This is a genomic window from Aureibacillus halotolerans (genome assembly GCF_004363045.1).
GTDB classification, from domain to species: Bacteria; Bacillota; Bacilli; order Bacillales; family DSM-28697; genus Aureibacillus; species Aureibacillus halotolerans.
This window is the reverse complement of the sequence record NZ_SNYJ01000006.1, coordinates 138,608-164,570: the sequence shown is the minus strand read 5'-3', so window position 1 is coordinate 164,570 and position 25,963 is coordinate 138,608. Positions and strand designations below refer to the sequence as shown.

At 43.1% G+C, this 25,963-nt stretch carries 31 protein-coding genes; 22 read left to right on the top strand and 9 right to left on the bottom strand.

Annotated elements, in window-relative coordinates:
* Window positions 1-161: 161 nt before the first annotated feature.
* On the bottom strand, window positions 162-437 hold the full coding sequence (locus tag EV213_RS09315) for a cytosolic protein (RefSeq protein WP_133580251.1): 276 nt from the start codon (window positions 435-437) through the stop codon (window positions 162-164).
* 73 nt (window positions 438-510) lie between these two features.
* Here EV213_RS09315 and EV213_RS09310 point away from each other — a divergent pair, with 73 nt between their 5' ends.
* Both EV213_RS09310 and EV213_RS09305 read left to right on the top strand, forming a co-directional pair.
* A complete protein-coding gene (locus tag EV213_RS09310) occupies window positions 511-999 on the top strand; it encodes a DUF86 domain-containing protein (RefSeq protein ID WP_133580250.1) in 489 nt (162 codons plus the stop codon).
* A complete protein-coding gene (locus tag EV213_RS09305; RefSeq protein ID WP_133580249.1) occupies window positions 996-1,760 on the top strand; it encodes a TIGR01457 family HAD-type hydrolase in 765 nt (254 codons plus the stop codon). Before EV213_RS09310 ends, EV213_RS09305 begins: the two co-directional genes overlap by 4 nt.
* 3 nt (window positions 1,761-1,763) lie before the next feature.
* Here the strand turns inward: EV213_RS09305 and EV213_RS09300 are convergent, their stop codons facing one another.
* On the bottom strand, window positions 1,764-2,255 hold the full coding sequence (locus tag EV213_RS09300) for a phosphatidylglycerophosphatase A family protein (RefSeq protein ID WP_133580248.1): 492 nt from the start codon (window positions 2,253-2,255) through the stop codon (window positions 1,764-1,766).
* Between the two features lie 138 nt (window positions 2,256-2,393).
* On the opposite strand from EV213_RS09300, the gene EV213_RS09295 reads away from it, so the two are divergent.
* The 4 genes from EV213_RS09295 (at window position 2,394) to thrB (ending at window position 6,712) form a co-directional block, all read left to right on the top strand.
* The gene (locus tag EV213_RS09295) at window positions 2,394-3,308 is read left to right on the top strand and encodes a protein kinase family protein (protein ID WP_133580247.1); all 915 of its coding nucleotides are present in this window, start codon (window positions 2,394-2,396) and stop codon (window positions 3,306-3,308) included.
* 118 nt (window positions 3,309-3,426) lie between these two features.
* A complete protein-coding gene (locus EV213_RS09290; RefSeq protein ID WP_133580246.1) occupies window positions 3,427-4,722 on the top strand; it encodes a homoserine dehydrogenase in 1,296 nt (431 codons plus the stop codon).
* 5 nt (window positions 4,723-4,727) lie between these two features.
* Entirely contained in the window at window positions 4,728-5,789 is a 1,062-nt protein-coding gene (gene thrC / locus EV213_RS09285; protein ID WP_133580245.1) for a threonine synthase, read from the top strand.
* On the top strand, window positions 5,786-6,712 hold the full coding sequence (gene thrB / locus EV213_RS09280; protein ID WP_133580244.1) for a homoserine kinase: 927 nt from the start codon (window positions 5,786-5,788) through the stop codon (window positions 6,710-6,712). The genes thrC and thrB overlap by 4 nt, the downstream gene beginning before the upstream one ends.
* A 200-nt stretch (window positions 6,713-6,912) precedes the next feature.
* Here thrB and EV213_RS09275 read toward each other — a convergent pair whose 3' ends face one another.
* Window positions 6,913-7,134: a NifU family protein gene (locus EV213_RS09275; RefSeq protein WP_133580243.1), complete on the bottom strand. Its 222-nt coding sequence runs from the start codon at window positions 7,132-7,134 to the stop codon at window positions 6,913-6,915.
* Window positions 7,135-7,239: 105 nt separating this feature from the next.
* On the opposite strand from EV213_RS09275, the gene EV213_RS09270 reads away from it, so the two are divergent.
* On the top strand, window positions 7,240-7,581 hold the full coding sequence (locus EV213_RS09270; RefSeq protein ID WP_133580242.1) for a DUF1462 family protein: 342 nt from the start codon (window positions 7,240-7,242) through the stop codon (window positions 7,579-7,581).
* On the opposite strand, the gene EV213_RS09265 is transcribed toward EV213_RS09270, so the two are convergent.
* Window positions 7,578-8,645 carry an NAD(P)/FAD-dependent oxidoreductase gene (locus EV213_RS09265; protein ID WP_133580241.1) on the bottom strand — a complete coding sequence of 356 codons (1,068 nt, stop codon included), beginning with the start codon at window positions 8,643-8,645 and terminating at the stop codon, window positions 7,578-7,580. The two genes, EV213_RS09270 and EV213_RS09265, sit on opposite strands and share 4 nt — an antisense overlap.
* A gap of 231 nt (window positions 8,646-8,876) precedes the next feature.
* On the opposite strand from EV213_RS09265, the gene EV213_RS09260 reads away from it, so the two are divergent.
* The 6 genes from EV213_RS09260 to EV213_RS09235 all read left to right on the top strand — a co-directional run bounded on the left by EV213_RS09260 (window position 8,877) and on the right by EV213_RS09235 (window position 14,143).
* The gene (locus EV213_RS09260) at window positions 8,877-9,113 is read left to right on the top strand and encodes a YuzB family protein (protein ID WP_133580240.1); all 237 of its coding nucleotides are present in this window, start codon (window positions 8,877-8,879) and stop codon (window positions 9,111-9,113) included.
* A gap of 119 nt (window positions 9,114-9,232) precedes the next feature.
* Window positions 9,233-10,099 carry a diaminopimelate epimerase gene (gene dapF / locus EV213_RS09255; protein WP_133580310.1) on the top strand — a complete coding sequence of 289 codons (867 nt, stop codon included), beginning with the start codon at window positions 9,233-9,235 and terminating at the stop codon, window positions 10,097-10,099.
* 666 nt (window positions 10,100-10,765) lie between these two features.
* Window positions 10,766-11,122: a HesB/IscA family protein gene (locus EV213_RS09250; RefSeq protein WP_133580239.1), complete on the top strand. Its 357-nt coding sequence runs from the start codon at window positions 10,766-10,768 to the stop codon at window positions 11,120-11,122.
* A gap of 427 nt (window positions 11,123-11,549) precedes the next feature.
* Window positions 11,550-12,788: an NAD(P)/FAD-dependent oxidoreductase gene (locus EV213_RS09245; RefSeq protein WP_208112742.1), complete on the top strand. Its 1,239-nt coding sequence runs from the start codon at window positions 11,550-11,552 to the stop codon at window positions 12,786-12,788.
* Window positions 12,789-12,920: 132 nt separating this feature from the next.
* Window positions 12,921-13,241 (top strand): YuiB family protein, encoded by a 321-nt coding sequence (locus tag EV213_RS09240; protein WP_243740056.1) that lies wholly within the window; start codon window positions 12,921-12,923, stop codon window positions 13,239-13,241.
* A 206-nt stretch (window positions 13,242-13,447) separates the two neighbouring features.
* The gene (locus EV213_RS09235) at window positions 13,448-14,143 is read left to right on the top strand and encodes a 3D domain-containing protein (RefSeq protein WP_424923038.1); all 696 of its coding nucleotides are present in this window, start codon (window positions 13,448-13,450) and stop codon (window positions 14,141-14,143) included.
* A 7-nt stretch (window positions 14,144-14,150) separates the two neighbouring features.
* On the opposite strand, the gene EV213_RS09230 is transcribed toward EV213_RS09235, so the two are convergent.
* On the bottom strand, window positions 14,151-14,645 hold the full coding sequence (locus tag EV213_RS09230) for a divergent PAP2 family protein (RefSeq protein WP_424923037.1): 495 nt from the start codon (window positions 14,643-14,645) through the stop codon (window positions 14,151-14,153).
* A 329-nt stretch (window positions 14,646-14,974) separates the two neighbouring features.
* Here EV213_RS09230 and EV213_RS09225 point away from each other — a divergent pair, with 329 nt between their 5' ends.
* Window positions 14,975-16,453 (top strand): leucyl aminopeptidase, encoded by a 1,479-nt coding sequence (locus tag EV213_RS09225; RefSeq protein ID WP_243740046.1) that lies wholly within the window; start codon window positions 14,975-14,977, stop codon window positions 16,451-16,453.
* Window positions 16,454-16,604: 151 nt separating this feature from the next.
* Here the strand turns inward: EV213_RS09225 and EV213_RS09220 are convergent, their stop codons facing one another.
* On the bottom strand, window positions 16,605-17,210 hold the full coding sequence (locus EV213_RS09220; protein ID WP_279512758.1) for a biotin transporter BioY: 606 nt from the start codon (window positions 17,208-17,210) through the stop codon (window positions 16,605-16,607).
* A gap of 1,132 nt (window positions 17,211-18,342) precedes the next feature.
* Window positions 18,343-19,194, bottom strand: coding sequence for a GNAT family N-acetyltransferase (locus EV213_RS09215; protein ID WP_133580236.1), 852 nt, complete (start codon window positions 19,192-19,194; stop codon window positions 18,343-18,345).
* 240 nt (window positions 19,195-19,434) lie between these two features.
* On the opposite strand from EV213_RS09215, the gene EV213_RS09210 reads away from it, so the two are divergent.
* Window positions 19,435-19,704 carry a phosphocarrier protein HPr gene (locus EV213_RS09210; RefSeq protein WP_133580235.1) on the top strand — a complete coding sequence of 90 codons (270 nt, stop codon included), beginning with the start codon at window positions 19,435-19,437 and terminating at the stop codon, window positions 19,702-19,704.
* 81 nt (window positions 19,705-19,785) lie between these two features.
* On the opposite strand, the gene kapB is transcribed toward EV213_RS09210, so the two are convergent.
* Window positions 19,786-20,178, bottom strand: a complete 393-nt coding sequence (kapB, locus tag EV213_RS09205) for a kinase-associated lipoprotein KapB (protein WP_133580234.1) — start codon at window positions 20,176-20,178, stop codon at window positions 19,786-19,788.
* A 114-nt stretch (window positions 20,179-20,292) separates the two neighbouring features.
* Here kapB and EV213_RS09200 point away from each other — a divergent pair, with 114 nt between their 5' ends.
* From EV213_RS09200 to EV213_RS09190, 4 genes are all read left to right on the top strand, one after another.
* Window positions 20,293-20,499, top strand: coding sequence for a hypothetical protein (locus tag EV213_RS09200; RefSeq protein ID WP_133580233.1), 207 nt, complete (start codon window positions 20,293-20,295; stop codon window positions 20,497-20,499).
* 82 nt (window positions 20,500-20,581) lie between these two features.
* Window positions 20,582-21,118 (top strand): superoxide dismutase family protein, encoded by a 537-nt coding sequence (locus EV213_RS09195; protein ID WP_133580232.1) that lies wholly within the window; start codon window positions 20,582-20,584, stop codon window positions 21,116-21,118.
* An 84-nt stretch (window positions 21,119-21,202) separates the two neighbouring features.
* Entirely contained in the window at window positions 21,203-21,352 is a 150-nt protein-coding gene (locus EV213_RS20700) for a hypothetical protein (protein ID WP_166639230.1), read from the top strand.
* A 375-nt stretch (window positions 21,353-21,727) separates the two neighbouring features.
* Entirely contained in the window at window positions 21,728-22,876 is a 1,149-nt protein-coding gene (locus tag EV213_RS09190) for a phosphotransferase (protein ID WP_133580231.1), read from the top strand.
* A 454-nt stretch (window positions 22,877-23,330) separates the two neighbouring features.
* Here the strand turns inward: EV213_RS09190 and EV213_RS09185 are convergent, their stop codons facing one another.
* Window positions 23,331-24,503: a MalY/PatB family protein gene (locus EV213_RS09185; RefSeq protein WP_133580230.1), complete on the bottom strand. Its 1,173-nt coding sequence runs from the start codon at window positions 24,501-24,503 to the stop codon at window positions 23,331-23,333.
* 138 nt (window positions 24,504-24,641) lie between these two features.
* Here EV213_RS09185 and EV213_RS09180 point away from each other — a divergent pair, with 138 nt between their 5' ends.
* Genes EV213_RS09180 through EV213_RS09170 form a run of 3 tightly spaced genes read left to right on the top strand, consistent with a single transcriptional unit; the run spans window position 24,642 to window position 25,941 of the window.
* Complete coding sequence (locus tag EV213_RS09180; protein ID WP_133580229.1) at window positions 24,642-24,893, top strand: DUF1871 family protein; 252 nt, start codon at window positions 24,642-24,644, stop codon at window positions 24,891-24,893.
* A 3-nt stretch (window positions 24,894-24,896) separates the two neighbouring features.
* Window positions 24,897-25,352, top strand: coding sequence for a M50 family metallopeptidase (locus tag EV213_RS09175; RefSeq protein WP_133580228.1), 456 nt, complete (start codon window positions 24,897-24,899; stop codon window positions 25,350-25,352).
* A 4-nt stretch (window positions 25,353-25,356) separates the two neighbouring features.
* Window positions 25,357-25,941, top strand: a complete 585-nt coding sequence (locus tag EV213_RS09170) for a GNAT family N-acetyltransferase (protein ID WP_208112735.1) — start codon at window positions 25,357-25,359, stop codon at window positions 25,939-25,941.
* Window positions 25,942-25,963: the final 22 nt, after the last annotated feature.

The following is a 25,963-nucleotide window of genomic DNA, read 5'->3' as shown; positions in this document are numbered from 1 at the left end:
CACATTTCCCTAGCCCGAGGATTTCTGCGCCGCAGCTTCTACGGCGCGGAGCTAGCCAAGAAAAGCGTAGCGCCGTTGTACAGAAGCGCAGGTCAGAACATCATTGGGCAGTGAAATACAATAAATCCACACCAGCTTCATCTTGGCTGATGTGGAACGAGTTATTTCGGCGCATCAGGATTTTGCTCTGTGCGATCGGGATCGTCATGGGGAGGATGGGCTCCAGGCATTTGGCGCATCGTATCTTGGTGCGCTTCTTTGTCGTTGTAATTAAATGCACTCAAGTAACGCTGCCCATCCTTCCATGGAGTGCTTTTGTTGATGACGGGTGTGTATTTATTGCGTGGAGACCCATAGGGGCCTTCTGGCAATTGTTCAGGCGTGAGCTGATTTCGCATGGCTTCTACATTTTTAAAGTCGCTATACTGCTCAGTCATCTCTTCACCTCCTTGCCATTAATGTACCCACGAGGCAAGGAGTCATGCGAGAAGGTTCGGGAAAACGGTTGGAATGGAGTTGAAGACATTGTATTTTGTGGATCGTACACTTATTGAGGAACAGCTAACCTATATAGAGCGACTTAACGACATTTACAGGACACAACGTTCATGGGTCTCAGACATTGATCAATTAGCCTTCGAACGTATGGTCCAAGGTTGGATTGAAGCCGTTGTCGATACGGGGAATTTGCTCATTGATGGCTATTTCATGCGGGACCCTGGCAGCTATGAAGATATTATTGCAATTATGGAGGACGAGCAGGTGGTCTCGAAGAAAGAAAGTCAGCAGCTCTTGAAGCTGTTAGAGCAGCGAGGCCATGTTGTGAGGCAATTTTACCGTATCGATAGTGTTACCCTCCAAGAGACGGTTAAAGCAAGCTGGGAGGCTCTTCAGTCGTTTCCAGAGGCGGTCCGAAGCTTTATGAAACAAGAAACCTCTGTTCATGCCTTCAAGGCAGAGAACAAACAGGATAAGGATAGAGAGGAACCTACATCATGAAAACCTACAAAGGCTACTTGATCGATCTAGATGGCACGATGTATAAAGGCTCAGAAGAAATAGCTGAAGCGACTAGATTTGTGTCTCGTCTGCGGGAAAAACAAATGGATTATTTATTTGTGACGAACAATTCAACAAAACGACCAGAAGAGGTTGCTGCCAAGCTACAATCATTTGGCGTTCCAGCAGAAGCGAAACACGTCATTACAACCAGTATGGCTACAGCTCATTTCATTAAGGAACGAGACAAAGGGCGTTCAGTGTACTTTATTGGGCAAGAAGGGTTAAAGGTCGCTCTTGAAAAAGAAGGCTTGTCCTATGAAGAGACCCACCCAGATTATGTCGTGGTCGGTCTCGATCAAGAAGTGACGTATGAGAAACTCGCAAAAGCATGTTTAGCTGTAAGGAACGGCGCCACATTTATTTCAACAAATTCCGATCGAGCGCTTGTGACAGAACGAGGCTTTTTGCCTGGCAATGGCGCGATCACATCGGTTGTCGAAATATCAACAGGTCAGGCACCTATTTTTATAGGAAAGCCGGAAGCCATTATTGTCGAACAAGCAATGGAACGTCTCGGGTTGCCTAAAGAAGACGTCGTTATGGTTGGTGACAATTATGATACCGACATTTTGGCAGGCATTCGTGCGGGGATCGATACTCTTCTTGTCCATACAGGCGTGACGAAGAAAGAGCACCTATTAAATGTGCAGCAAGCCCCAACCTGGGTGGTTGATACACTTGACGAAGTTCCCGTTTAGGCTTTAGGAGTTCACCTCTGCACTATGAGCAAGCCGACTGGATGCAGCAGCGGCAATGGCTCCAACAATATCATCTAAAAACGTATGGCATTCACCCGAGCTTTTGTCATTCAATCGTGCTAAAATCCCAGGTTTCACCTTATCGATATAGCCGTAATTTGTAAAGCCAATCGATCCATAGACGTTGACGATGGAAAGGGCAATCACTTCATCTATCCCATAAAGACTTTCATCGTTTTTTATCGTTTGCAATAAAGGCTCATTCAGCTGGTCATTTTCAGCTAATTCGTCCAATGCAATGCCTGTGACAATCGCATTTTGTACTTCACGTTTGCGAATGACTCGTTCAACATTGTGCAGGCATACCTGTCTTTTTAGTCCTGGATGATAAGGCTCTTGCAAAAAATAGACTAGATCGGCAATGTCGTCTAGCGTCACACCACGTCTTTGCAGTGCAGCAAAGGCCTCTTGATAAAGTAAACAGGATTCGTTCATTATTGTCTTCCTTTCCGAATCATTACGATGTAGCTTTCACAGGGAAGCGACCTACTATGCGTCATGCCGAAACCACTTCATGTCTATGAGTAAATCTCCAATGGCGGTCATATTCTCTTAGTAAAGGAGGGAGTGATCGTGACGTTTACTCAATGGACTGAACTATACGGCATTCAAGTGAAAGAAGAAAAAGATTTTTTGCTGACGTCTTCAGAGGGTACATTTTTCTTTGCCCCGCTAGACTCACTGCTGTTAAAGGAAAAGAAGGAATTGCTAGGCTGGTTGAATTATGATTTGTCTTTATTGCTACCAACTGCTGTGGCAGTAAAAAGGATAGATGGTGGATTTGTGACGCGGCATCTAAATGTGGAAGGGATCTTGTTTTTCATTAGAAATCCTGTCACGCCCTTTTCACAAACGGCAGAGGCGCTGGCACGGTTTCAAAATGCATCCTTGCAATTGAATTTGCCAGTAAAAGAATTGTCTTCGTATGGGCAATGGCCTGAGCTGTGGGCACAACGCTTAGACCAATGGAAGGAAACAGAAAGCTCGTACACGTGGTACGTCAAAGCGTTAGGTGAAAATGCCATTTCAATGGCAAAGGACGCATGGTTCGACCATGACCCAAGAGGTTCTGATGCGCCGGTTATTGCTAGACGTAGCCGTCATCAACAATCCTTTTATTATTCTCTTCCGGTTAATTGGATTTATGATCATCCAGCAAGAGATCTTGCGGAACAGCTTAGACCATTACTGTTCCGAAGAAACGGAGCGGCAGTGTCTTGGTTGAGGGACTTTTTAACCTATAGAAAGCTTTCTCGACTTGGATGGACCCTGTTGATTGCAAGGCTCCTTTTCCCACTTGACGCCATCGAGCTTGCGGAATCTGAAGGATCAGAAGAGCAACGCAATCTTAAACGTCAAAAGCTTGAAGATAAAATTTCTTTATATGAGAGCAATCTCAAGATGATCATACAGCTTGGAGGGCAACGTACGGCGGAGCTTGCTAAGCATTTGTCGTGGCTACATGAGGCAAGAAGGGTGAATAGGTGAAAAAAAGAGATGTCTGCCCCTTGTCAAACAGTGAACCGCAAGATTATAATGTCACATATGAAGTTGTTCTCCTGAAGAATACAATTGTTTATATATAAAAGACAGTGGGGTGGGACGTTTGAAGAATCATGTTTCTATTGGATTGTTAGGATTAGGCACAGTTGGCACAGGTGTGGCTGAAATCATTTATCGCCATCAAGATCAATTGATGCATAAGGTCGGCTGTCCAATACAAATTGAAAAAGTACTCGTGAAAGACGGCACTAAGGAACGTGGATGGCCAGCAAATGACATCGTCCTCACTGAAAATCCATACGACGTATTGGATGACCCTGAATTGGACCTCATTGTAGAGGTCATGGGGGGCGTAGATGAAACAAAAGAATATCTCATCCGAGCGCTTGAAAACAAAAAAAGCGTTATTACTGCAAATAAGGACTTAATGGCTGTACATGGACCTGAGCTGCATGAGATCGCACGGGCAAATGGCTGTGATCTTTACTATGAAGCAAGTGTTGCGGGAGGAATCCCAATTTTAAGAAGCTTGTCTGACGGGCTCGCGTCCGATCGGATTACGAAAATGATGGGCATTGTTAATGGAACGACCAATTACATTCTTACAAAAATGATTCAGGATTCTCGTTCCTTTGATGATGTTCTTTTTGAAGCACAAAAGCTCGGTTATGCAGAAGCAGACCCAACGTCAGACGTTGAAGGCATTGATGCGGCACGGAAAATGGCGATTTTGGCGACATTGGGTTTTTCAATGAACGTCGGTTTGCAGGATGTGGATATTAAAGGCATTTCTCAAGTGTCTGGTGAGGATTTGGCATTCAGCAAAAAAATGGGCTACGTGATGAAACTGATCGGCATTGCCGAGCGTGATGGTGATGAGATTGAGATCTCCGTTCAACCGACCCTTCTTCCAGCAACGCATCCATTAGCGGCCGTGAATGACGAATTTAATGCCGTATATGTATATGGGGAGTCTGTAGGTGAAACGATGTTTTATGGCCCTGGGGCAGGGAAATTGCCGACCGCCACTGCTGTTGTTTCAGATGTCATTGCTGTGATTAAAAACATGCGTCTAGGTGTAAGTGGCAAGACGGTTGTCACGCCTCAATATGAAAAGAAATTAAAAAGTGATGAGTCCATTCGATCAAAATACTTTTTCCGCCTGAGAGTAAAGGACGAAGTTGGCGTCTTCTCAAAAATGACACAGCTTTTTGCCGCGAATAATATAGGCTTTGAACGCATTATGCAACTGCCGTTAGAAGACGAACCAGGCATCGCTGAAATTGTTTTGATTACGCACTCGGCACAAAAGTCAGCGTACGAACGTATCGTTAATGAACTAAATGATTTAGATGTCGTTTTTCAAATTAATAGCAGCTATCGTGTGGAAGGGGAATAACAACGATGTGGAACGGACTAATTCATGAATTTAAAAATGATCTTCCAGTATCCGAAAAAACGCCAGCTCTTTCTTTACAAGAGGGAAATACCCCTCTTCTTCCGCTTCATACTCTTTCCAAAGAGCTTGGAATTGACCTGCATGTAAAGTATGAAGGCGCCAACCCAACTGGTTCATTTAAAGACCGCGGCATGGTGATGGCCGTTGCGAAAGCAAAGGAAGAGGGCAGTGAAGCGGTCATCTGTGCGTCAACCGGCAATACGTCTGCTGCCGCAGCTGCCTATGCTGCGCGAGCTGGGTTACGCTGCGTTGTTGTCATACCAGAAGGGAAAATCGCCCTTGGGAAGCTTGCGCAAGCTGTTATGTATGGCGCAGAAGTTGTCTCTATTGAAGGCAATTTTGACGAAGCGCTTAAAATGGTGCGTAAAATTTCAGAATCAGGTCGTTACACACTCGTAAACTCTGTAAATCCTTATCGAATTGAAGGCCAGAAAACAAGTGCCTTTGAAATTTGCAATCAGCTAGGGAGCGCGCCAGATGTTCTTGCAATTCCAGTCGGGAATGCGGGGAACATTACCGCTTACTGGAAAGGGTTTAAGGAATACAATGAAAAGCATGCCACAGGCTTGCCAATCGTGCACGGTTTCCAAGCAGAAGGTGCCGCATCCATTGTGTATGACAAAATAATTGAACAACCAGAAACCATTGCAACAGCGATTCGGATAGGAAACCCAGCAAGTCGTAAGCAGGCTGTAGCGGCGTTAAATGAATCGAATGGCTTTATTAGTGCAGTGACAGATGAAGAAATTCTTCATGCTTACAAAACGCTGACACGTAAAGAAGGGGTTTTCGCAGAGCCAGCGTCAAATGCATCGATTGCAGGTGTGTTTAAGCATGTGGAAGAAGGCAAGATCAAGCAAGGCTCTAGGGTGGTTGCTGTTCTAACGGGCAATGGCTTGAAAGATCCAGGTGTGGCCATTGATCATGCAGGGGTCGAAGTGAAAAAGCTACCAAATGATGAGAATGTGGTTGCCGATTATATTGAAGGATTGGTGTCAGCGACATGAATGACATGTGGATGATACGAGTTCCGGCGAGTACATCCAATCTTGGACCCGGGTTTGATTCGATAGGAATGGCGGTCGATCGGTTTCTAGAATTGACCGTTACTCCAGCAGATCAGTGGTTCTTTAAAGGATGTACACCGGAGTTGGAAAGCCTTCCGACGGGTAAAGATAATCTTCTTTACGAAGTTGCGGACAAGCTGGCTCGAGCTCAAGGGGTTTCCCTTGAGGAGTTTCCACATCACGTTGCTGTCGATAGCAATATTCCGCTCGCGCGCGGTCTCGGGAGCTCAGCTTCAGCGATTGTGGCAGCCATTGAACTGGTCAACCAGATCGGGCAACTTAATCTTTCCAAAGAAGAAAAGCTTCGTATTGCTAGCCTTGAAGAAGGTCATTTAGACAATGTGGCAGCTTCCGTTTATGGGGGTCTGATCATTGGGTCACATCGGGAAGAGTGCACAGATCTTATTCACATCGACAAGCTGGATGATATTGCATTTGTAGCGGTCATTCCTACCTATGAACTAAAGACATCCGAGTCTCGAAAGGTCCTGCAAGATCACTTTTCCAGACAAGAGGCGGTTGAAGCGAGTAGCGTTGCCAACACACTAGTGGCAGCCCTGTGCACGACAAACTGGGTGCTAGCGGGGAAAATGATGGAGCTTGATCTTTTTCATGAAAAGGCACGTTCTGCTCTTGTTCCTGAGCTTCAGCTTGTCAGAAAAGCAGCAAAAGCAGCAGGTGCGTACGGTACATTTTTGAGTGGTGCAGGACCAACGACATTAAGCATGGTCCCTGTAAAAGCAGCGCAAGACATTGCAGCTGCTTTACACGAAGTTGTTCCAAATGCAGAAGTGACCATTTTGAAGCCAGAGCTTCAAGGTGCAACAGTTTGCGATATGAAAGAAGCATCTCTTCTGAAGTAGGAGAGATGTTTTTGTTTATTACTCAACTTTCGCAGAGCAAACTTTTCATGTTGACTGTTCCTGAGCAGAAGCAATGTGAGATAGATCGATTGACATCTTGTGACGAGCGTTTCTCAAAAGCCTGAAAACGTAAAAAAGACCTGATGTGAATAACACCAGGCAGTACGTTCTTCTATGAATCTTGTCATAAAGACAGCTATTTAAAAGACTTGCTCGACTTCGCGCACGCCAGGAACCTCAGCAAGGAGAGCGCGCTCTATGCCTGCTTTTAACGTAATGGTAGAGCTCGGACATGTGCCACAAGCACCCATCAAACGTAATTTTACAATACCTTCGTCTACGTCAACGAGTTCGACATCGCCACCGTCGCGAAGCAAAAACGGACGAAGCTTATCAAGTACTTCTTGTACCTGTTCGTTCATCTAGCATCGACTCCTTTCATACTTTATATTATAAATCGTTCGCGCGAAAATTGCTATGATGTTAGACTAAAAATGCTTGAGAAAAGCAAAGAAAGGGCGATCCCTATGAAACAAAAAGCTTCGTTGCTTGTGATTGGCAGACATGCGCCATGTCCAAGCTGTGTGTCTTCTCCGTCCTCAGTTGAGACGCATGAATGGCTAAATGCTGCTATTTCTCGAAAGTTCCCAGATCAACCATTTGAGAGTCAATACATTGATGTGGATAATCAAATGGAGTTAGAAGAAGACATACAGGCTTATGTGCAGGCGGTTCTCAATGATGACTATTTTTATCCGCTGGTTGTCCTAAACAACACAATTGTTGCTGAAGGTGTCCCACGATTAAAGCCTATTATCAAAGCATTTGAAGATATTGGGTATGTCCCTCAAACCGATTTGAGAAGTTAACCGCTGTGGTTTTTGTACATCCATAACACACCGGATTTTAATAGACGAGGCACTCTACCAATTAACGGACGTTCACCAACAAGACCGAAGCCGTGCTTCTTCCCTAATGAACCAAGCACACCTTTTAATTTAAATGGTGGGAAGGATTCAGGCAACGCTTCTCCTCGCCAGCGTAACTGAAGGACTTGAGCAACTTGATCCCCTTGAGCTTCGGCAAGTTGTGCACTTGGGGCTTGTGGTAAACTGGCGCAATCGCCAACAATAAATACGTTGTCATAATCTGGCAGGTAATGGTGCTTCGTTAAAACGGCACGCCCAGCGTGGTCTTGCTCAATAGGAAGGCTACGAACGAGATGGTGTGCTTGAATACCAGCAGTCCAAACAATCACATCACAGGAAACAGGCTCCCCGTTATTATATAACGTATGTTCTTCTACCTTAGTAATATTTGAACGGTTGATCACTTTCACACCATGCTCAGTAAACCATTTCTGAACATAATTGCTAAGACGCTTAGGAAAATTGGAGAGAATGTACTCACCACGATCAAACAGCATAATCTTCAAATCAGGACGGCTTTCGCAAAGCTCACTCGCAAGCTCAACCCCGCTTAGCCCTGCGCCAACAATTCCAACAGAGCCTCCGTGACGTAGATTGTTTAATAGCTGGCTGCTTTGTCTGCTTTTTTCAATGGATTGAATGCTGCACGTATATTCTTTAGTTCCTGGGACATTATGAAATTTATCTTCACATCCCAAAGCGACAATCAACTCATCATAAGGTACAGCTTCTTTAGCCATCATAGTGACCGCTTTCGTTTCAAGATTAATCCCAGTAACTTCTCCATTTATAATCGAAAGCTGCTCATGTTCAGGGAATGGGACACGCACGTCCTGATCTGAAATCGTCCCAGCTGCAAGGGCATAATACTCCGTTTTCATGCAATGGTAGGGCACCCGATCAATGAGTGTAATATGAACCTCTTTTGGCAAATCACCGGTTAACAGTCGCTGTAAAATGCGAAGACCCCCGTATCCGCCTCCAAGTATGACAACCTGCTTCATAAAAAATCTCCTTCTTACTTTGTCTTATCGTATAAATATTGAAGTAACATTATCCTCATCATTGAGAAAAACGGTTCTTCAATATATCCGTCGAAATCCCAATAGTAGTATAACGAACGAGTTCAATTTACACAACATCTTTCCTAGACACGAGGACCTATAGAAGCAGAAAATGTTGACGAAAGACCTCTAAATTGATAGCATTAGGACGCATATGTTGAGGTGATAAATATGAATCCAATGGTTGAATTTTGTGTGAGCAATTTGGCCAATGGGTCCCAAAAAGCATTGGAACTTTTGGAAAAAGACCCGAATTTAGATGTGATCGAATATGGATGTTTAAGCTATTGCAGTGTGTGCGCAACTTCATTATATGCCTTAGTGAACGGTGAGGTTGTGACTGCAGATACACCAGAATCCTTAGTGGAACGCATTTATGAGCATATAGAAGAAAACCCGATGTTCTAATGTAAGCATTGGACTGATTTAACTAAAGTAGCATTTCGCCGGTGAAAGATGGCAATGCTGCTTTTTCTTAACGATTTTCTGCATCCTGTGATTATATTTCTAAAAAAGAGGTGCCTATGATGAAAAGAACGCTGCCTTTTGTGAAAATGGAAGCTCTTGGGAACAATTATATTTATTTGGACTGCATTGGAGAGGACCTTCCAACTCTCGTTTGGGAGGATGTTGCGGTGGACGTTTCTGATCGCAATACTGGCATTGGATCTGATGGCCTCATCTTAATGATGCCTTCAACAAAAGCAGATCTACGTATGCGTGTGTTTAATATGGATGGAAGCGAAGCGAAAAATTGTGGCAATGGTTTGCGCTGTGTGGCTAAACTCTTTTTTGATCGAGGGTACTCGAATGGAAAAAAACAATTCACGATCGAAACATTGTCCGGCGTAGTGATAGCGACTGTCATATCTACAGCTAGAAATGAAGCAAAGACCATTGAGATTAATATGGGTTATCCACAATTAGAGGCAGAACAAATTCCTTTTTTACATGAGCAAAAAAATGAGCCGCTTATTTCATATCCCTTGCACATGGACAATAACACATGGCATGCAACAATGGTGTCTATGGGCAATCCGCATGCGGTGATTTTCGTAGATAGTATTGCAAAAGCTCCTGTTGAAACCGTCGGTAAGAAGCTGGCGACGGATGTCAGATTTCCCGAAGGTGTGAATGTCGAGTTTGTTCAAAAGGTTTCTGAGAGCGAATACCATTTTGCAGTTTGGGAACGTGGGTCTGGCCGAACAAGAGCATGTGGAACTGGAGCGTGTGCAGCTGGCGTAGCAGCGGTTCTTCTCGGTCATGCCAATAGAGATGAAGATTTGCTCATCCACTTAGAAGGTGGAGAATTGCAAATTAGATGGAATGCAGAAGGAGAAGTCATCATGACAGGTGATGCACGTATAATTTGTGCGGGGGATTATTATATGTAAGTTCAACATTCAAATCGCAAAACCAACTTCACATGAAATTAGCTGCGATGAGTTTTGAGAGAGACATGGCTTATCCTGTAAAAAACGTCAACTAATCAAAAGCAGCCACTAGGAAGACTGCAACGGCAAAGAAATCACGACACGAACGCTTCGTCAAAATACTTCGCTTTCCACGGGCACGGCTTCAGCTTCCTCGGAAAGCAAAAGTGGCTTTCCGAGGGGATCTTCAGCTCGCGCTGTTCCCGTAGGAGTCTACGTATTTTGACTACGCTGATGTTTGTTTCTGCGTAATATTTTTATTTATATTGGTCTCGTATAATAGTGAAAATGGAAAAGTGAGTTTAGATGTGTGCTTTAGTAAACAAGAAAAGTAAATGCAGTGTTATATCACCTAATGTAGATTCAGACAACTTTCGCAGTGCAAAATCAACTTCCACACTAGCTGTTCTTGAGTGGAAGCAAGGTGAGATAGGTCAATTCACCTCTTCAAAACAATGCATGCTGCGGAGTTGCCAAAAGGACAATGAGCACAGAGCAAGGCAAAGCAGCGAAGAAAGCGAGCGATTCTCATCAGCCTGAATCGGTTCATTTGTTTTGACAAGCTTCAAGGTGTTATACTTTTTATATACCATATTCGAGGAATCCGTTTTAAATGGAGGGGATCTCATGATAGAAATTACAGAAGCAGCCGCCTATCAGGTGCGTGAAATGAAAACAGCAGAAGGTAATAATGAGTTGTTCTTACGTGTGTCGGTCAAAGGTGGGGGCTGTAGTGGCTTGTCCTACGGCATGGGCTTTGAAGAAGAAGCTCAATCTGATGATCTACAATATGAATTTCATGACGACATTAAAGTATTATTGAATAAACAAGACGCGCCTATTTTAAAAGGGACCGTTATTGATTATAAACAAAACATGATGGGTGGCGGATTTACGATCGAAAATCCAAATGCCGTTGCAACATGTGGGTGCGGTTCATCATTTAAAACGGCTGTAAACGAAGGAACACCAGAAAAGTGTTAATACAGATTTAGAACGCTCGTCTTACAGAAGGGCATTTTACAAGGAAACTAACGAAGAAAGCGAGCGTTTCTTCAAAGCCTGAAACCTATCTACGGATAGGTTTTCTTAATTTATGCGTATTATAGATTTAAAGAGCATATGCTTATATCAATGGAGACATTTCTTTTTTATTGTTATGTGTACAGCCATGTTACACATGGATAGGACAAGGCATTCAAGGCAAAATTACGTTTACGGATTGGTATGTCATACATGAGAATTTGTTGAGAAAATTGCTGATTTTTGTAGAAAAAAGACGATTCAATTGAAAACAGGGTTGAAATTTGACAAAAAAACGAATAATATAAGCTGTAGATTCTTAGGCATCATGAGAGATGTTTTTTTGCATTGGCATGGATGAGTTCGTGAAACAACTCACAATAAAATGATGAAGGTGGATGTGATAGGGTTGAATAGACCAAAAATTGTTATCTTGGGAGCAGGTTATGGGGGCATTATGACTGCGGTTCGTTTACAAAAGGATCTTAAAGTGGACGAAGCCGATGTTGTATTGGTGAACAAGCACAATTATCATTATCAAACCACGTGGCTTCACGAAAATGCGGCTGGTACGCTACACCACGACAAAACAAGAATCCCAATTGCGGATTGTATTTCTAAAAGCAAAACAACATTTGTACAAGATACCGTTGTTAAAGTCGTTCCAGACGAAAAAAGAGTCATTCTTGCAAACGGCGAGCTGACTTACGATTATCTAGTGGTAGGACTTGGGTTCGAATCAGAAACGTTCGGCATTAAAGGCTTGAAGGAGCATGCATTCAGCATCTCAAGCATTAACGCTGCACGGATGATCCGTGAGCATATTGAATACCAATTTGCTGTGTATAACAACGAGAAGGAACGCCGCGATGAGCGCCTTACCCTTATTGTTGGTGGGGCCGGATTTACAGGCATTGAATTTGTCGGTGAATTGGCGAATCGAGTTCCACAACTTTGCAAAGAGTATGATATTCCGAGAGAAAAAGTACGTATTATCAATGTTGAGGCAGCACCGACAGCACTTCCAGGCTTTGATCCAGAGCTTGTTGAATATGCGATGAATTTGCTTGAAAGCAAAGGTGTTGAATTCAAAATTGGTACAATGATTAAGGAATGTACACCTGAAGGCATCGTTGTTGAAAAAGACGAGAAGGTAGAAGAAATTAAAGCCTCTACAGTGGTATGGGCAGCTGGTGTCCGTGGTAGCGACATCGTTGATGAATCTGGATTTGAAACAATGAGAGGTCGTGTCAAGGTTCGTAAAGATATGCGTGACCCGAACCGTGATGAGGTCTTTATCGTAGGTGATTGTGCGCTTATCATCAATGAAGAAACAAATCGACCATATCCACCGACGGCACAAATTGCGATTCAACAGGCGTCTACCGTTTCGCACAACCTCACTTCCCTTATTCGTGGCAAGCAAGAGCTTGAAACATTTACACCTGACTTAAAAGGAACTGTTGCCTCTTTAGGTGAAGGGGAAGCCATTGGTGTCATCTTTGGAAACAAAAAGATCTTTGGCAGAACAGCGTCAATGATGAAGAAAGTCATCGACAATCGTTATCTAATGATGCTTGGCGGCATCCCAATGGTCTTGAAAAAAGGCAAACTAAAAATGTTTTAATGCACGCAGTTATCCTTTCTTAAAAAACCCTTCTCTAAGGGTTTTTTTTACGGAAATTTTGTGATGTTTCACATAGATTGGATTGACCTAACCATTGCATCAAGCTACACTTATACATAGCGAGGTGAACGAATTATGGCTTTACCAGTGGTCGTTATATCAGTCGTTTTATTTTTTGTGCTGTTTTTTGGCATTGGTTTCTTATTGAATATGATCTTGCGAAAAACATGGGTCATGGCTTTTGTCTATCCAGTCGTGATCGTATGGATTGTTGGTGAACTCCCGTTAACAAGCTATCTTACTGACGCATCCACGAGTTTTTCCACAGTGTACGAAAACATTCTGTTAATGAAATCTGTTGATATCATTATTTTATCAATGGGGTTTGTCGGTGCGCTTGGATCAGGGGTCGTCATTCGTATGCTGCGAAGTCGAGGGTATCAGATGTTTTAAACCGTTTTCTAAAAGGTAGACCATATCTCTAACGAATAAGAGTATGAAACAAAGACGGAGTGATCAAACGCTCTGTCTTTGTTTTGTTCTAAAAGAAGGCATATTAATTGATGATATTTTCTGTAAAGTCACTCTTTTTTCCTGGAACTTGAATAATTTCTTTTCATTATGGAAAGGAATAGGTTCAGAAAGGAGTGACGGTCTTTTTGAAAAATGTGAGACCTTTCATTCGGAGAATGGGCATCATGCTATTTTTTATCGCTGCCCTGTTGACAACGTATTCGTCTGTATCCAACGTAAAAGCAAAGGATTTAATGCAGTGGGCCTATCCGGGAGATCATGTTCAGCAAGGCAACTATGCACATCATCACTCCACAAGCCTACAGCAAAAAACAATCCCGAAAACAACTCGACATGAAGTGAGAGCTTCCAGCATTGTTGAAGCATTGCCTGTATTTGAAGAAGGTGGTGATTCCTATGAACAATTCCCATCATACAACGTAACGGCAACTGGATATACAGCTGGTGTTGAATCGACGGGAAAAGCACCTGGGCATCCTTTATACGGGATTACGTATTCAGGTGTCAAGGTTCAACGCGATCTGTATTCAACGATTGCCGCCGACCCCAATGTGTTTCCTATTGGAACCATTTTGTATATCCCCAATTACGGGTACGGTGTTGTTGCTGATACGGGGAACGCGATCAAAGGATCAAAAATAGACCTTTACTATGAAACGGTTGACGATGTATACGAGCAATGGGGAAAACAAAACGTCAATGTGTATGTAGTGAAAAAAGGCGATGGATCTTTAACACAACAACAGTTTTCGGCATTAAATGAACAGAAAGCTGTACAAGTGTTACGACAACAATTCCATCAAAAAGAAAACATCTCCTAAGCGTGGCTTATGCAGGTTTAAGTCCAAAGTAATAAAGGCAAAGGGTCAAGACGATGCCTGTTATGCCACCAAAAAAGACTTCAATCGGTTGATGTCCTAACAATTCCTTAAGCTCTTTAATTTTTTCTTTCTCTTTCTTGTCAGGCCATTGCTTTGCTTCGTGGACGAAGTGGTTAAAATCAGAAACGAGCTTATTAAGAACAGTGGCCTGCTCTCCTGCGTGACGTCGAACACCAGTGGCGTCAAACATGACAATCACAGCAAACACACAAGAAATGGCGAAATACGTCGAGCCAAAACCTTCAACGAGACCGACTCCTGTTGCTAAAGCGGTCACTGCCGCTGAGTGTGAGCTTGGCATTCCTCCCGTACTTGTCACAAGAGCGATTGATATTTTTCGTGACGTTACGAATTCAATCGGTACTTTAACAACTTGAGCAAATAAAATTGAAAACAGTGATGCCCACAACGGGAAATTCGAGAAAATATCCAAAGCTTTCATCCTTTCCACCGACAAGTGCAATATCTTAGAGTGTAGTATATCATATTTTACCCGTTACTTAATGTAAAGCCCTTGTAAACCTCGTCAGTCAGATCATAAACATCCCTTTGTCTGGTGTGCATTGCTTTTATGGAATCTTCGCACCTTGGAAGGCGCTTAAGCAAACAACCATTTGATTTCTAGTGCTAACAAATATTGAATTGATTTACTGAAGAAACCTCATTTTTGCGAGGTTTCTTCTCTTTTTGTATACTTAACTGTAGAGTAACAAGATCGTTCATTCATTACTCAATTCATTTTACAAAGAGAGAAGAGAGGGGCAAATCACTGTGAATGTTCAAATTGAAAAGAAACCATTATCGATAGACTTACAAATGGATGTCCTGGCGATTGGCACAGAGGAATCCGAAAGGTTGACTGCACAATCACCGCTTCATAAAGCGTATGCGGCTTTATTCACGGAGGAGTCTCTAGAACGCTGGAGAAAAACCAAAGCGATTGAGAAGGTCCACACGTTTGCCAACACAGGCGTAAAATCGCTGTATTTTACGATGCCTTCTTCCAAACAACAAACGAGATTGGCTTTAAAGAAAGCTTTCGGAAAACTGATAAAGCTATGGGTCACAGAGGAACGCAGCTCTGTAGGAATTGCTTTAGATACATATGCAACAACTTCCCGCTCAATAGTTGAAGTAGCTGATATTTTTGCAGAGGCGTTGGAGCTTGCTTCTTACAAGCTCCCTAGCTATAAAGCAAGCTCTAGTGTCTACAAGGGGATCGAAAATGTGATGATTATCACAGATGCTCCTAAGGAAGATGTTCAGAAAGCAATCCAAAAAGGCAAAGCCTATGGCGCAGGGACTTGTTTTGCGCGACAACTTGTCAATTTACCAGCGAATGAATTAACTGCCACTGCCCTTGCAGAACAGGCGTTAACTTTGGCAGATACCTATTCATTTGAAGCAACCATCTTAGAAAAAGCGGACATGGAGCGTTTAGGGATGGGTGCACTGTTGGCTGTGAATCAAGGGTCAGTTGAACCGCCTAAAATGATCGTCTTGTCCTATAAAGGAGATCCATCGAGCGATGACACCGTTGCGCTCATTGGCAAAGGCATTACCTTTGATACAGGTGGCTACTCCATCAAAACAAAGGACGGTCTAGTTGGAATGAAGGCTGATATGGGTGGTGCAGGGGCTGTGCTTGGAGCGATGCAAGTGATTGGTGAGCTTCAGCCTAAGAAAAACGTCCTTTGTGTGATTCCATCGACAGACAACATGATTAGTGCCAGTGCATTCAAACCAGATGATGTGGTGCGGGCAATGAATGGGATGACCATTGAGATCAAAAATACGGACGCAGAGGGACGCCTCGCCCTTGCAGACGCAGTGGCGTATAGTGTGTCAAAGGGAGCGACAGAAATTATTGATGTGGCCACACTCACTGGTGGTGTGACCGTTGCTCTTGGAGATACGACAACTGGAGCGATGACAAACAACGAAGAGCTCTACAAAGAGGTTGAACAAGCAGCAAAGACTTGTGATGAGCCAATTTGGTTATTGCCTTCCTTTGACACCTATAAGGAGCGGGTTCGTAGCAGTGATATAGCTGACTTGAATAATTCACCTGGGCGACTGGCACACCCGATTATGGGAGGATTATTTGTAGGGGAATTTACTTCAGGGAAACCGTGGGTCCATCTAGATATTGCAGGCACAGCGACAACGTCAAGTGCGCATGCTCTTGGACCAAAAGGAGCCACTGGCGTTATGGTGCGTACGTTAGCGAACTTTATTTGCAACGCATAATGTTTAAATGGTATTTACAAGCGTCCTTCTCTACTTTTTGAGAATGGACGCTTGTTTTTCGTCATAGAATGCATTTGATGCTTCTGTCTGGGAGCAACGATTCAATGCTTTCGCTATAAAATAAAGGCTCTAGCAATAGGGCATCTCTAACCTAAGGACTGTTGCCAATAGAAGTTGACTTAGGCAATAGATGTGGGATAGCTTTATACACTCTTAAAGCAATCGACGCTGCAACAATGCTTAAAATAATATCTTTAGGCAATGGGGGAAGCATCCAAAGCCAAGCCATCCAATAACTAAATTGAGGAGGAGCTTCGGCGATAGTGATCAGAGACAGATACATTAAATTCGTTCCAACGAAATAATTTATCGCACAGCCAAGTAAAGCACCGGTTACGTAATGCTTCATTTTTGGCGCATGCTTTTCACACCAATAACCTGTTACCCAAGCAGCTATGGGGAACGAAAGCAAAAAACCAAATGTTGGATCAACAACAATGCTCGGTCCACTTCTAAATTGAGAAAATACCGGCAACCCGCAAAAGCCAATCGCCAAATAAAGAAGAATGGCTGCACTGCCTTTCTTTTTCCCAAGCAGCGCCCCTGACAGTATGGCAATGAATGTTTGAAGGGTAATTGGAACCTCTCCAACCTTAAAAAAAGGAAACCATGACGTAATGTTTGAACCTATTGCCATTAATGCAGCGAATAAAGCGATGAGCGTTAGTGTGTATGTTGGACGATTCGCTTGTTGCAATGAGAACGCCTCCTATAGGATTTTCTATAGTGTAAAACCGGGATGCGTTTAATGTCAACTTATTTTTATTTAGGTTTACATTAAGGGCTCCCGATCGTGAAGAAGCTCTCTAGTGTCCGTTCAGGTAACGTAGATCTTATTACATAGAATGAAGTGTGGTTCTTGTTTTTGCACAAGTTAACAGCTGGAAAACACTCTCTATAGGCAAACGGCTATACGTTCGCTTTCACCTTAAAGGGTACAAGTGCATCATCGACTCAAAAATACTTCGTCGTGATTTCTTTGCCGCAGGAGTCTCACTAGTAGCCGTTTTTGGTTTATCAAAAGGACGAATGAAATGAGAAAGGTCTTTTGAAGTTTCAGTTTCAACTGTTATCAAACTAAATTCGTGGAAAGGGCATTAGCTGAAAAACATCCAAGAGTCTCTCTATCCACGGTCTTGTGAATTCGTTTTGTTCCTGCAATATCATTTCTTTAGCTATTAACTCCTTTCCCACCTTGAATTTTGGAGATACACAAAGATACAACTGATCTGCAATCCATAATTGTGGTTGCTTTTCATGATTCACTTGTTTTTTATAATGTGACATGAATTATAAGGGACTCATCTCGTTATTTAGACTAGAGATTCGCTTAGTTACTAAAAAGGGATCAATTAGAAAATGAGTATTTCTGAACATTGTCACTTTTATATTTTCTAAATACAGCAGGCGTTGTCTTGAAGAGGTTCATTGTTCTATGCCACCTCGCCTCCACTCAAGCATAGCCAGCGTTGATGTTGATTTTGAACTACGCAAGTTATCTAAACATAAGTCCACCGCTGCATCAATACTGCAATAGGTGATCCAACTTGCTGAAACGATACACTTACTTGTCTTGTTTGGGTGCAACACGCCTTAACACGTTTCTTACTCGTTATAAGAGACCGGGATAAAATAAAAACAATATACGCAGAAACAAACATCAGCGTAGTCAAAATACGTAGACTCCTGCGGGAACAGCGCGAGCTGAAGATCCCGGAGGAAAGCTTACTTTCCGAGGAAGTTGAAGCCGTGCCCGCGGAAAGCGAAGTATTTTGACGAAGCAGCCGGAAGTACCTCATCGTGTTTTCTTTGCACTGCGAAAGTTGAGTTTACCTATTTAATCCCTCTAGGACAAAGGGGGACACCTCAAAAACCATCCACGGCTCCTCCACAGTATACATTTCTGTCGAGAGAGGAATGCTTTCTGATAGAGGCCATTCAGCATCGAAACGGAGGACGCGAGAATGATCTTTAGCAAGCTGCATTGCCAGTGTCCATAGATCTGGATCCTGGAGAACGGAAGGGCAAGGCGTGTTCATCAGGAGAAAGGAATCATCCTTTTCATCGAAGCTGAAAAAAACGTATTTACCTGAGGGTGTATGTGTATAACACAGAGCCTCAGCAAGATAGTGATTGATGACATGTGAATCATTGTAAGGGTATGGATAATAAGCTTCCGTTGTTAATGTAGTACTAGCTTCCGTAAAGTTTAGAAAAGGGGTGCCGCTTTTTGTCCATGTCATCTGTTGTTGTAACAACGGAATACGATCTGGTCGGATAAGATGTGTTGACAACGTTACTAAAGGTTGTAAGCCGATCGAATTCAGTACAGCTTGTGAAGCGACGTTGTTTTTAGCAGTGTAGGCGCCAACCCAGCGAACATCAGGGTGAGCCAGAGCCCCTTCAAGAGCAAAACGAAGGATAGTCTTTGCGTACCCTTTGCCTCTGGCAGGGACGGCTGTTCGTAAACGGCCAATCATTGCATGATCCTTATGAAGCGTATACCCAGCTGTAGCCAAAAGTGTGTGGTTATCTTGAAAAAGACCGTAAAGCTCTCCTGTTTTCGATGAAACCAGATCACTAAAAATAGACAACATATAATCATGCGCAAGTCCATTATCCATCGCTTGATAAGCAATCTCGTCTGACGTTGTTAATGAACGGATCGTTAAGTCGGTCAAGGCTTTGCAACTCCTCAAATTTGTAGGTCTTTAACGAATGTGTCCTTCATTTGTCGAAAACAGCAGGAAAAAGCATATGTTCTGATGAAAATATTGATTTTCAGCGGTAAACGTTTTATGATGATAGGTGGCGGTAGAGTGAACTATGATGCCATAGTTGCAGAATCGTTCTGATTTAGCAAAGGTACATAGGTAAGCAAATTCTCACCTTCTGCTACTACTTGTAAAGGAGTCAATACAATGATTGAAAAAACATTTGCGATTACGAATGACACAGGTTTGCATGCACGTCCTGCAACACAGTTAGTGAACAAAGCAGGTCAATACCAAGCAGACATCAATATCTCATACAATGACAAGTCAGTAAACCTGAAGTCGATTATGGGTGTCATGTCCCTTGGTGTACCTAAAGGCGCGACAGTGAAGTTAAGTGCAGATGGCCGAGATGAGCAAGAGGCTATCGAAGGACTCACAGAAGCCATCACTGCAGAGCTTGGCGAAGAGGCGTAAGCTTTGTTTCAAGCTTGTCCTACGGCTTTGTCATGTTGAGGGTCGCCTTTTAGGCCACCCTTTACTTTTGTTTCCTCAACTTCAACTCGATTCGATGCCATAATCGCTTTTTAAACTGTTTAATGCGGTGAGCGACCGATCACGAAACAATGCATCAGTATGTTCTAACAGTTGGTTTTCCAACCTGCTTAAGGCATTCTTTAAAGATGTTTTATAATCCGGCACGTCCTCGTGAAAGGGCTGGATGGTATGTATCGCCATATTGGCTTGCTCATTTTTTGCAAGGGCTTTGCGCTCTTGAAAGAAGGGGACATTTCCTGTGTTTGGTTGATGGAGATCGCCTTGTGTAGGGTGTGTTCGCACAGCCAAAACGCGGACGACCACGGTTCCTTGTTTAACCGCAGTTATTTCCCCTACATAGCTCCCCGTTTTATATCGCCCTTTAACGATGGACCCTATTGTATACTCTGACATACTACCCACTCCCTAATAGAATAAGTTCTAGCTCATTGCAAGCGTAAGGATTGTGCCAGCGGCTGTCAAGCCTATTGAACGAATGACAAAGACAAAAAATTGGAGTGATCGCAAATGATGGATTTTCTTTATTTTCCTCAGGACAAGACAGAATACATTCCGTCCTTTATCATTCTATTTGTTTTTCTGATTGGTGCTTTTCTGACATTCAGGGCTTTCATCCGTTCGTCAAAAAAAGAAGAGCAACGCACGAATGACCGTTTTGGATTGCATGATGGAAAAGGACATACCGCAAGCAAGGAATCACAAAAAGAAAAATAAAAAGAGTAAAACAAGACCTGCTAGTAAAAGCTGAAGAAAAAGGCAGCTCGTTCGATAGTGCCTTATCTCTGGAGGCTTACGATTGAAGAAAATAACGATCGGCATTATTTGTAGTCTTGGCCTATGCGCAGCAGGGTGTGGAACCGACAATGTAACAGCGAAAGACGTCACTTTCTTCAATGCAGATGGCGATAAAATTGGTATAGCCAATGTATCAAAAGCAGCAAAAGGTGTAAAAATCCATATTGATGTGCGTGGATTAGCTACGGGTCCACACGGATTGCATATACACGAATATGGGTCTTGTGAGGGGCCGGATTTTAAATCAGCCGGGAGTCATTTTAATCCTGACGAAAAGGAGCATGGCTTGTTAAACGCCAAAGGAGCTCATGCGGGAGATTTGCCTAATATTGAAGCAGACAACGATGGGCGCATTGCCATCGATCTTGAGGCACAAAATGTGACGCTAGATAAAGAGAAAAAGAATTCATTAATTCGACCAGACGGTACGTCGTTCATCATTCAGGAAGAAGCCGACGATGGCATGACCCAGCCTGCTGGGGATGGCGGTGCCAGGGTAGCATGTGGGCTAATCAGTGAAAAAGTAAAACAAAAGTGAATAAAATGTCCTAGACGGTCGAGAACAATAGAATCCTATAGAATAACTAGTATACGACAAGGGTTCGCCGGAGGTGCTCGACGAATGATGAAGCAGTTAAAAGAGGAACCAACAGAAGACGCACGAAAACCAGTCACCAAAGAGGATGTAGACAACCTTCTCGTTCGCATTGACAAAGAACTTAGCAAATCCAAACATACGCGTGAGCTCACAGGGAAGATCGGCAACTGCTAATTAGGGCGTGTCTTAAAACTCGCTCAGCGGCATCTGTCCCCACCTTTTCGTCCCCACCTGCGTTCCTTTTTCTTGACGTACGCTTGGTACGACTGCGAAAAAGCGCCTTGCTAGGAACGAAAATTCGGCAACATCTGCTCCCTTCTGAATTCTCAGACACACCTTAAATATGAACGCCAAAAATGACGCCATTCTTATCTTGAGATAAGGGAGACGTCTTTTTTTATGCATAAAACCAGCCTACAAAGGATTTTTGCATTCGTTTGAAGAAGATGCGTAGCGAATGACCAGTGTCACGAATTTTAGCGCTTGAAAAGAGAAGCTGAATGGCACTAAGGGGACGAACCGACAGAGAATAGATGGAGGGGAGATTATATGCACTTTTCGTTGGAAAATAATACTGAAATACCTATAGAGAATAAGGTTGATCAGATCCACACTTGTATTCAAAAGATCTTTAGAAACGCAGCTGTCAAACTTGTATCAATTACTTGTGACGACATCGGTTATAAACAACCAAACTTTACGACATTTGGGATATTCCGCTTGCATGGTTATGTAAAGCTACATGACGAATGTAAACCGTGGTGCGTTGTTTTAAAAATCATTAAACCAGAGTCAGCCGAGAAAGATAACGTTGCACATCACAACTACTGGCGCAGAGAAGCACTTGTTTTTGAAACAGGGGTTTTGAAAGAACTCCCGAATTCCATTAGCGCTACTGAAAGCTATTTGGTTGAAGAACAACAAGATGGTACCATTTGGCTCTGGATGGAATATGTAAAAGGCGAATACGCAAATACAGTTGAGGAGTTTTCTTATATTGCTCGACAGCTAGGTCGTTTTAATGGGGCATATCTTAAGGGCATTAATACCGTGCCTGATCATCAATGGATATGCAAAAATTGGCTCAAGTCATGGACAACCTCATGCCGCTTGTATGCGCCTAATATAGAGGCGTATGCAAGCCGAATATCGACGGACAATGAACAAAGAATATGGACCTGGAACCAAGAACTTCTCGAAAACATTGATTCTTCATTAGAAACGCTCAAACAGCTTCCACATGTACTAGCACATCAAGATTTAAGTCAAATGAATATGCTACTCGTAAAAAAAGAGTTGAGCGAGTTACAGTTAGTGCTCATCGACTGGCAGTTCATGAGTAGTTCAGGAGTAGGAGAAGACGTAGGCAAGTTATTTGGCGTAAACATGAGTCTTGGAATTATTCCGCCTGATCAATATTCAAGGTTTCAAACCTCTCTATATATTGCATACTTAGAAGGGCTGCGAGATATGGGTTGGGCGGGAAATGAAGACTTAGTGAGATATGGCTTTTGTTTAAGCATCGCTTTGAGGAGTGTGTGGGAAGTCCCACAGTTCTTTTATCTATTAGCACAAGCAGAGGATGAACCAAACAACCATGAATTCAAAGAGAGACTTAAGCGGCTTGACACGATTATTACTGGACAAAAGCAAATGGCGTTGGAAGCTGATTCTCTTAGACTTAAATTGAAGTCATGAATAAAGACGCCGATGTGCCAGAGCGAAGCAATATTGCACTAAGTGAAATAACTTTGCATGAAACGATACGCTTACTTTTCTTAAATAAAACCAATTTACGAAGAAACAAACATCAGCGTAGTCAACATACGTAGACTCCAGCTGCAAAGAAAACACGACGAGGTCTTCTCGAGTCGATGTTGCACTTGTACCCTTAGGGTGAAAAGAAAACACGATGAGGTACTCTCGAATCGATGTTGACCTTATACCCTTTAGGGTGGAACAGCGCGAGCTGAAGATCCCGCAGGAAAGGCTTTCCGAGGAAGCTGAAGCCGTGCCCGCGGAACGCGAAGTATTTTGACGTAGCGGTCGTGTTTTCTTTTCACCATACAAAATCAAATGAATTGTTGGATGTTCATAAAAAACAAAAGCAGGACAAGGCGCCATTCCACCTTGTCCTGTTTTCTCCATACTCTTATGCTAGTGAAGTCACTGCTTTTTTAATCCGTTCCATACCTTCCCTAACAACAGCGGATGGACATGCGATGTTCAAGCGCATGAAACCACTGCCTTCAGAGCCAAAAGATGTTCCTGCGTTCATGGCAATGCCACCTTTTGAGAGTAATAGTTGATTTAGCTCGTCATCGGAAAGCTCTAAAGAAGAGAAGTCAAGCCACAGCAAATAAGTCGCTTCTGGCTTAATCAGCTTCACATTAGGAAGCTCTTCTTCAATAAATTGCTCAACGATACGCACGTTTTCTGCCAAATAGGTGAGTAATTCATCGAGCCAATCAGCCCCTTGACCATAGGCTGTAGCCATAGCAGTCATCCCTAACGTATTTAATTGGGAAAGACCAAAGCGACTGTAGTACTTGTTAAAGGCGGCCCGATGGCGTTTGTTTGGTATTGCAACGACCGACGCCTGTAGCCCAGCTAAATTAAACGTTTTGCTTGGGGAAAGACAGCAAATGATATGATCATGGTAGCGTTCATCCAATTGCAATGCCATCGTATGCTTGTTTGGTGAAAAGACGAGGTCTGCATGAATTTCATCGGAAATCAGCAGGACGTCATATGTCAAACAAAGGTCAAGAATCCTTAATAATTCTTCTTGTGACCAAACCCGTGCTACAGGATTATGAGGGCTGCATAGGATCATCAGCTTTGGTTTTTGAGCCAATTTAACCTCTAAATCCTCAAAGTCGATTCCATACCTGTCGTTTTCGAGCTTTAACGGATTGGTTATTAGCTCACGATCATTGTTTTTCACGACATCGAAAAATGGTGGATAAACGGGTGTTTGTATCAGACAAGAGTCTCCAGGTTCAGAGTATGCGTTGACTGCAATCGCAAGTGAAGCGACGACACTTGGGCTATACGTTAGCCATTCGCGTTGGAGCGTTGTCTCGTGACGTGTTTCGTACCATTGCAAAATGGCATCCACGGCTTCGGTGGATACATCGGTATACCCAAAGATGCCGTGGCTAATTCTATCTTGTATGGCATGAAGAACAGGTTCAGGCGCTTTAAAGTCCATATCGGCAATCCACATTGGCAACAGATTGTCATGACCGAACCGTTTTTTCGTGTTGTCCCATTTTAGAGAAGATGAATTGATGCGATTAATTTGATCGTCGAAGTTAAGCAATGCTGTTATGCCTCCTTGAATATTCCATTGTGAATGCTTATTATATCATAGGAATTCCGTTGGCACGAAGGATGCCCGTTGCGTGATTTTACGATACCTTCTAATATAGAGGTATGAGAAAAAAGGTAGGTGGGAAAAATGTTTCAAGAACTAGTGATTGAAAAGCTTAAACAATGGGACCCGTTCCTCCTTGGTGAGGACTTTTACGAGACAGAACCTGTCGACGTATTACAGGAACTAATGAGTTCAGCAAACGAAAAAATGCTCGCCAATAAGATTCAATTTATTTATGCCCAATCGTTCGATGAGGATATCCCCCTCGAGAAATGCCAAATGATCGCATCTGAACTGATCGTTTTAAAAGAAGCATCAAGCTGTGAAAGGATGTAGAAGGTGACAGCAGTCATTTTCTTAGCCTTTCTTGCTCTGGTCGTTCCATTAACGATTGTCATTCATGAAATGGCCCATGCCATTAGTGCACGAATTATGGGAGCTTCAGAAGCAACCATCGTCATAGGTGGGGGTAAAATACTGCTTCAATTACAATGCTTTCAGGTCCTCTTTCAGCTACGACTGTTTTGGTTTTTAGGGGCCTATTCAAAGACCAATGCTGATCAGTTATCGAGCGTCGCAAAAATCACGATCTCCTTTGCTGGACCTGCCGTCAACTTGCTTATTGCGCTCCTTCTTTTTGACGGCGAGCATAGTGATACCTTCCTTAATCTCACGGCGGCGTTTAATCTGTGGATAGGAATTGTCAACTTGGTTCCGTTTAAAGTGGGCTCACGTTCAAGTGATGGGTGGCAAATGGTATCTCAGGTAATTCAATTGATGAGAAGAGGGGCGTAGTCGTATGTATTCTAAAAAAATGCCAGCGAATGATGTGCACATTTCAGCCTCCGATCGGGTCCATCTAAGATTGACACGCATGTCTGATGTGCCTGCGCTCTACAAGCTCATTACCGCCCACAGAAGTCAATTGCGTGAGTGGTTAGGGTGGGTGGATTATGCCACAGGACCTGATTATGTGACAAAGTTTGTTCAACGCTCGATCGATCAGTTCCGTCGAAATGATGGGTTTCAAGCCTGCATTCTCTACGATGACATCATTGTAGGCAGTATTGGCTTTCACTCAATTGATTGGTTTAATCGCAATGCCAGTCTAGGGTATTGGCTTGCAGGTTCTTACACGGGCAATGGGATTATGACAACGGCAACGAAAGCGATGATAGATTATGCATTTTCTGCGTACGGACTTCATCGTGTGGAAATACGCTGTGCAACTAAAAATGAGAAAAGTATCCGCATCCCAGAACGTTTTGGGTTCCAACAAGAAGGTCTCCTTCATGAAGTTGAGTGGCTGCCATCGGGATATGTGGATCATATTGTCTATGGACTATTAAAAAAGAATTGGAAGAACGCACGCACAACGTTCTGAATAAAAACCTCACGCATAAAGT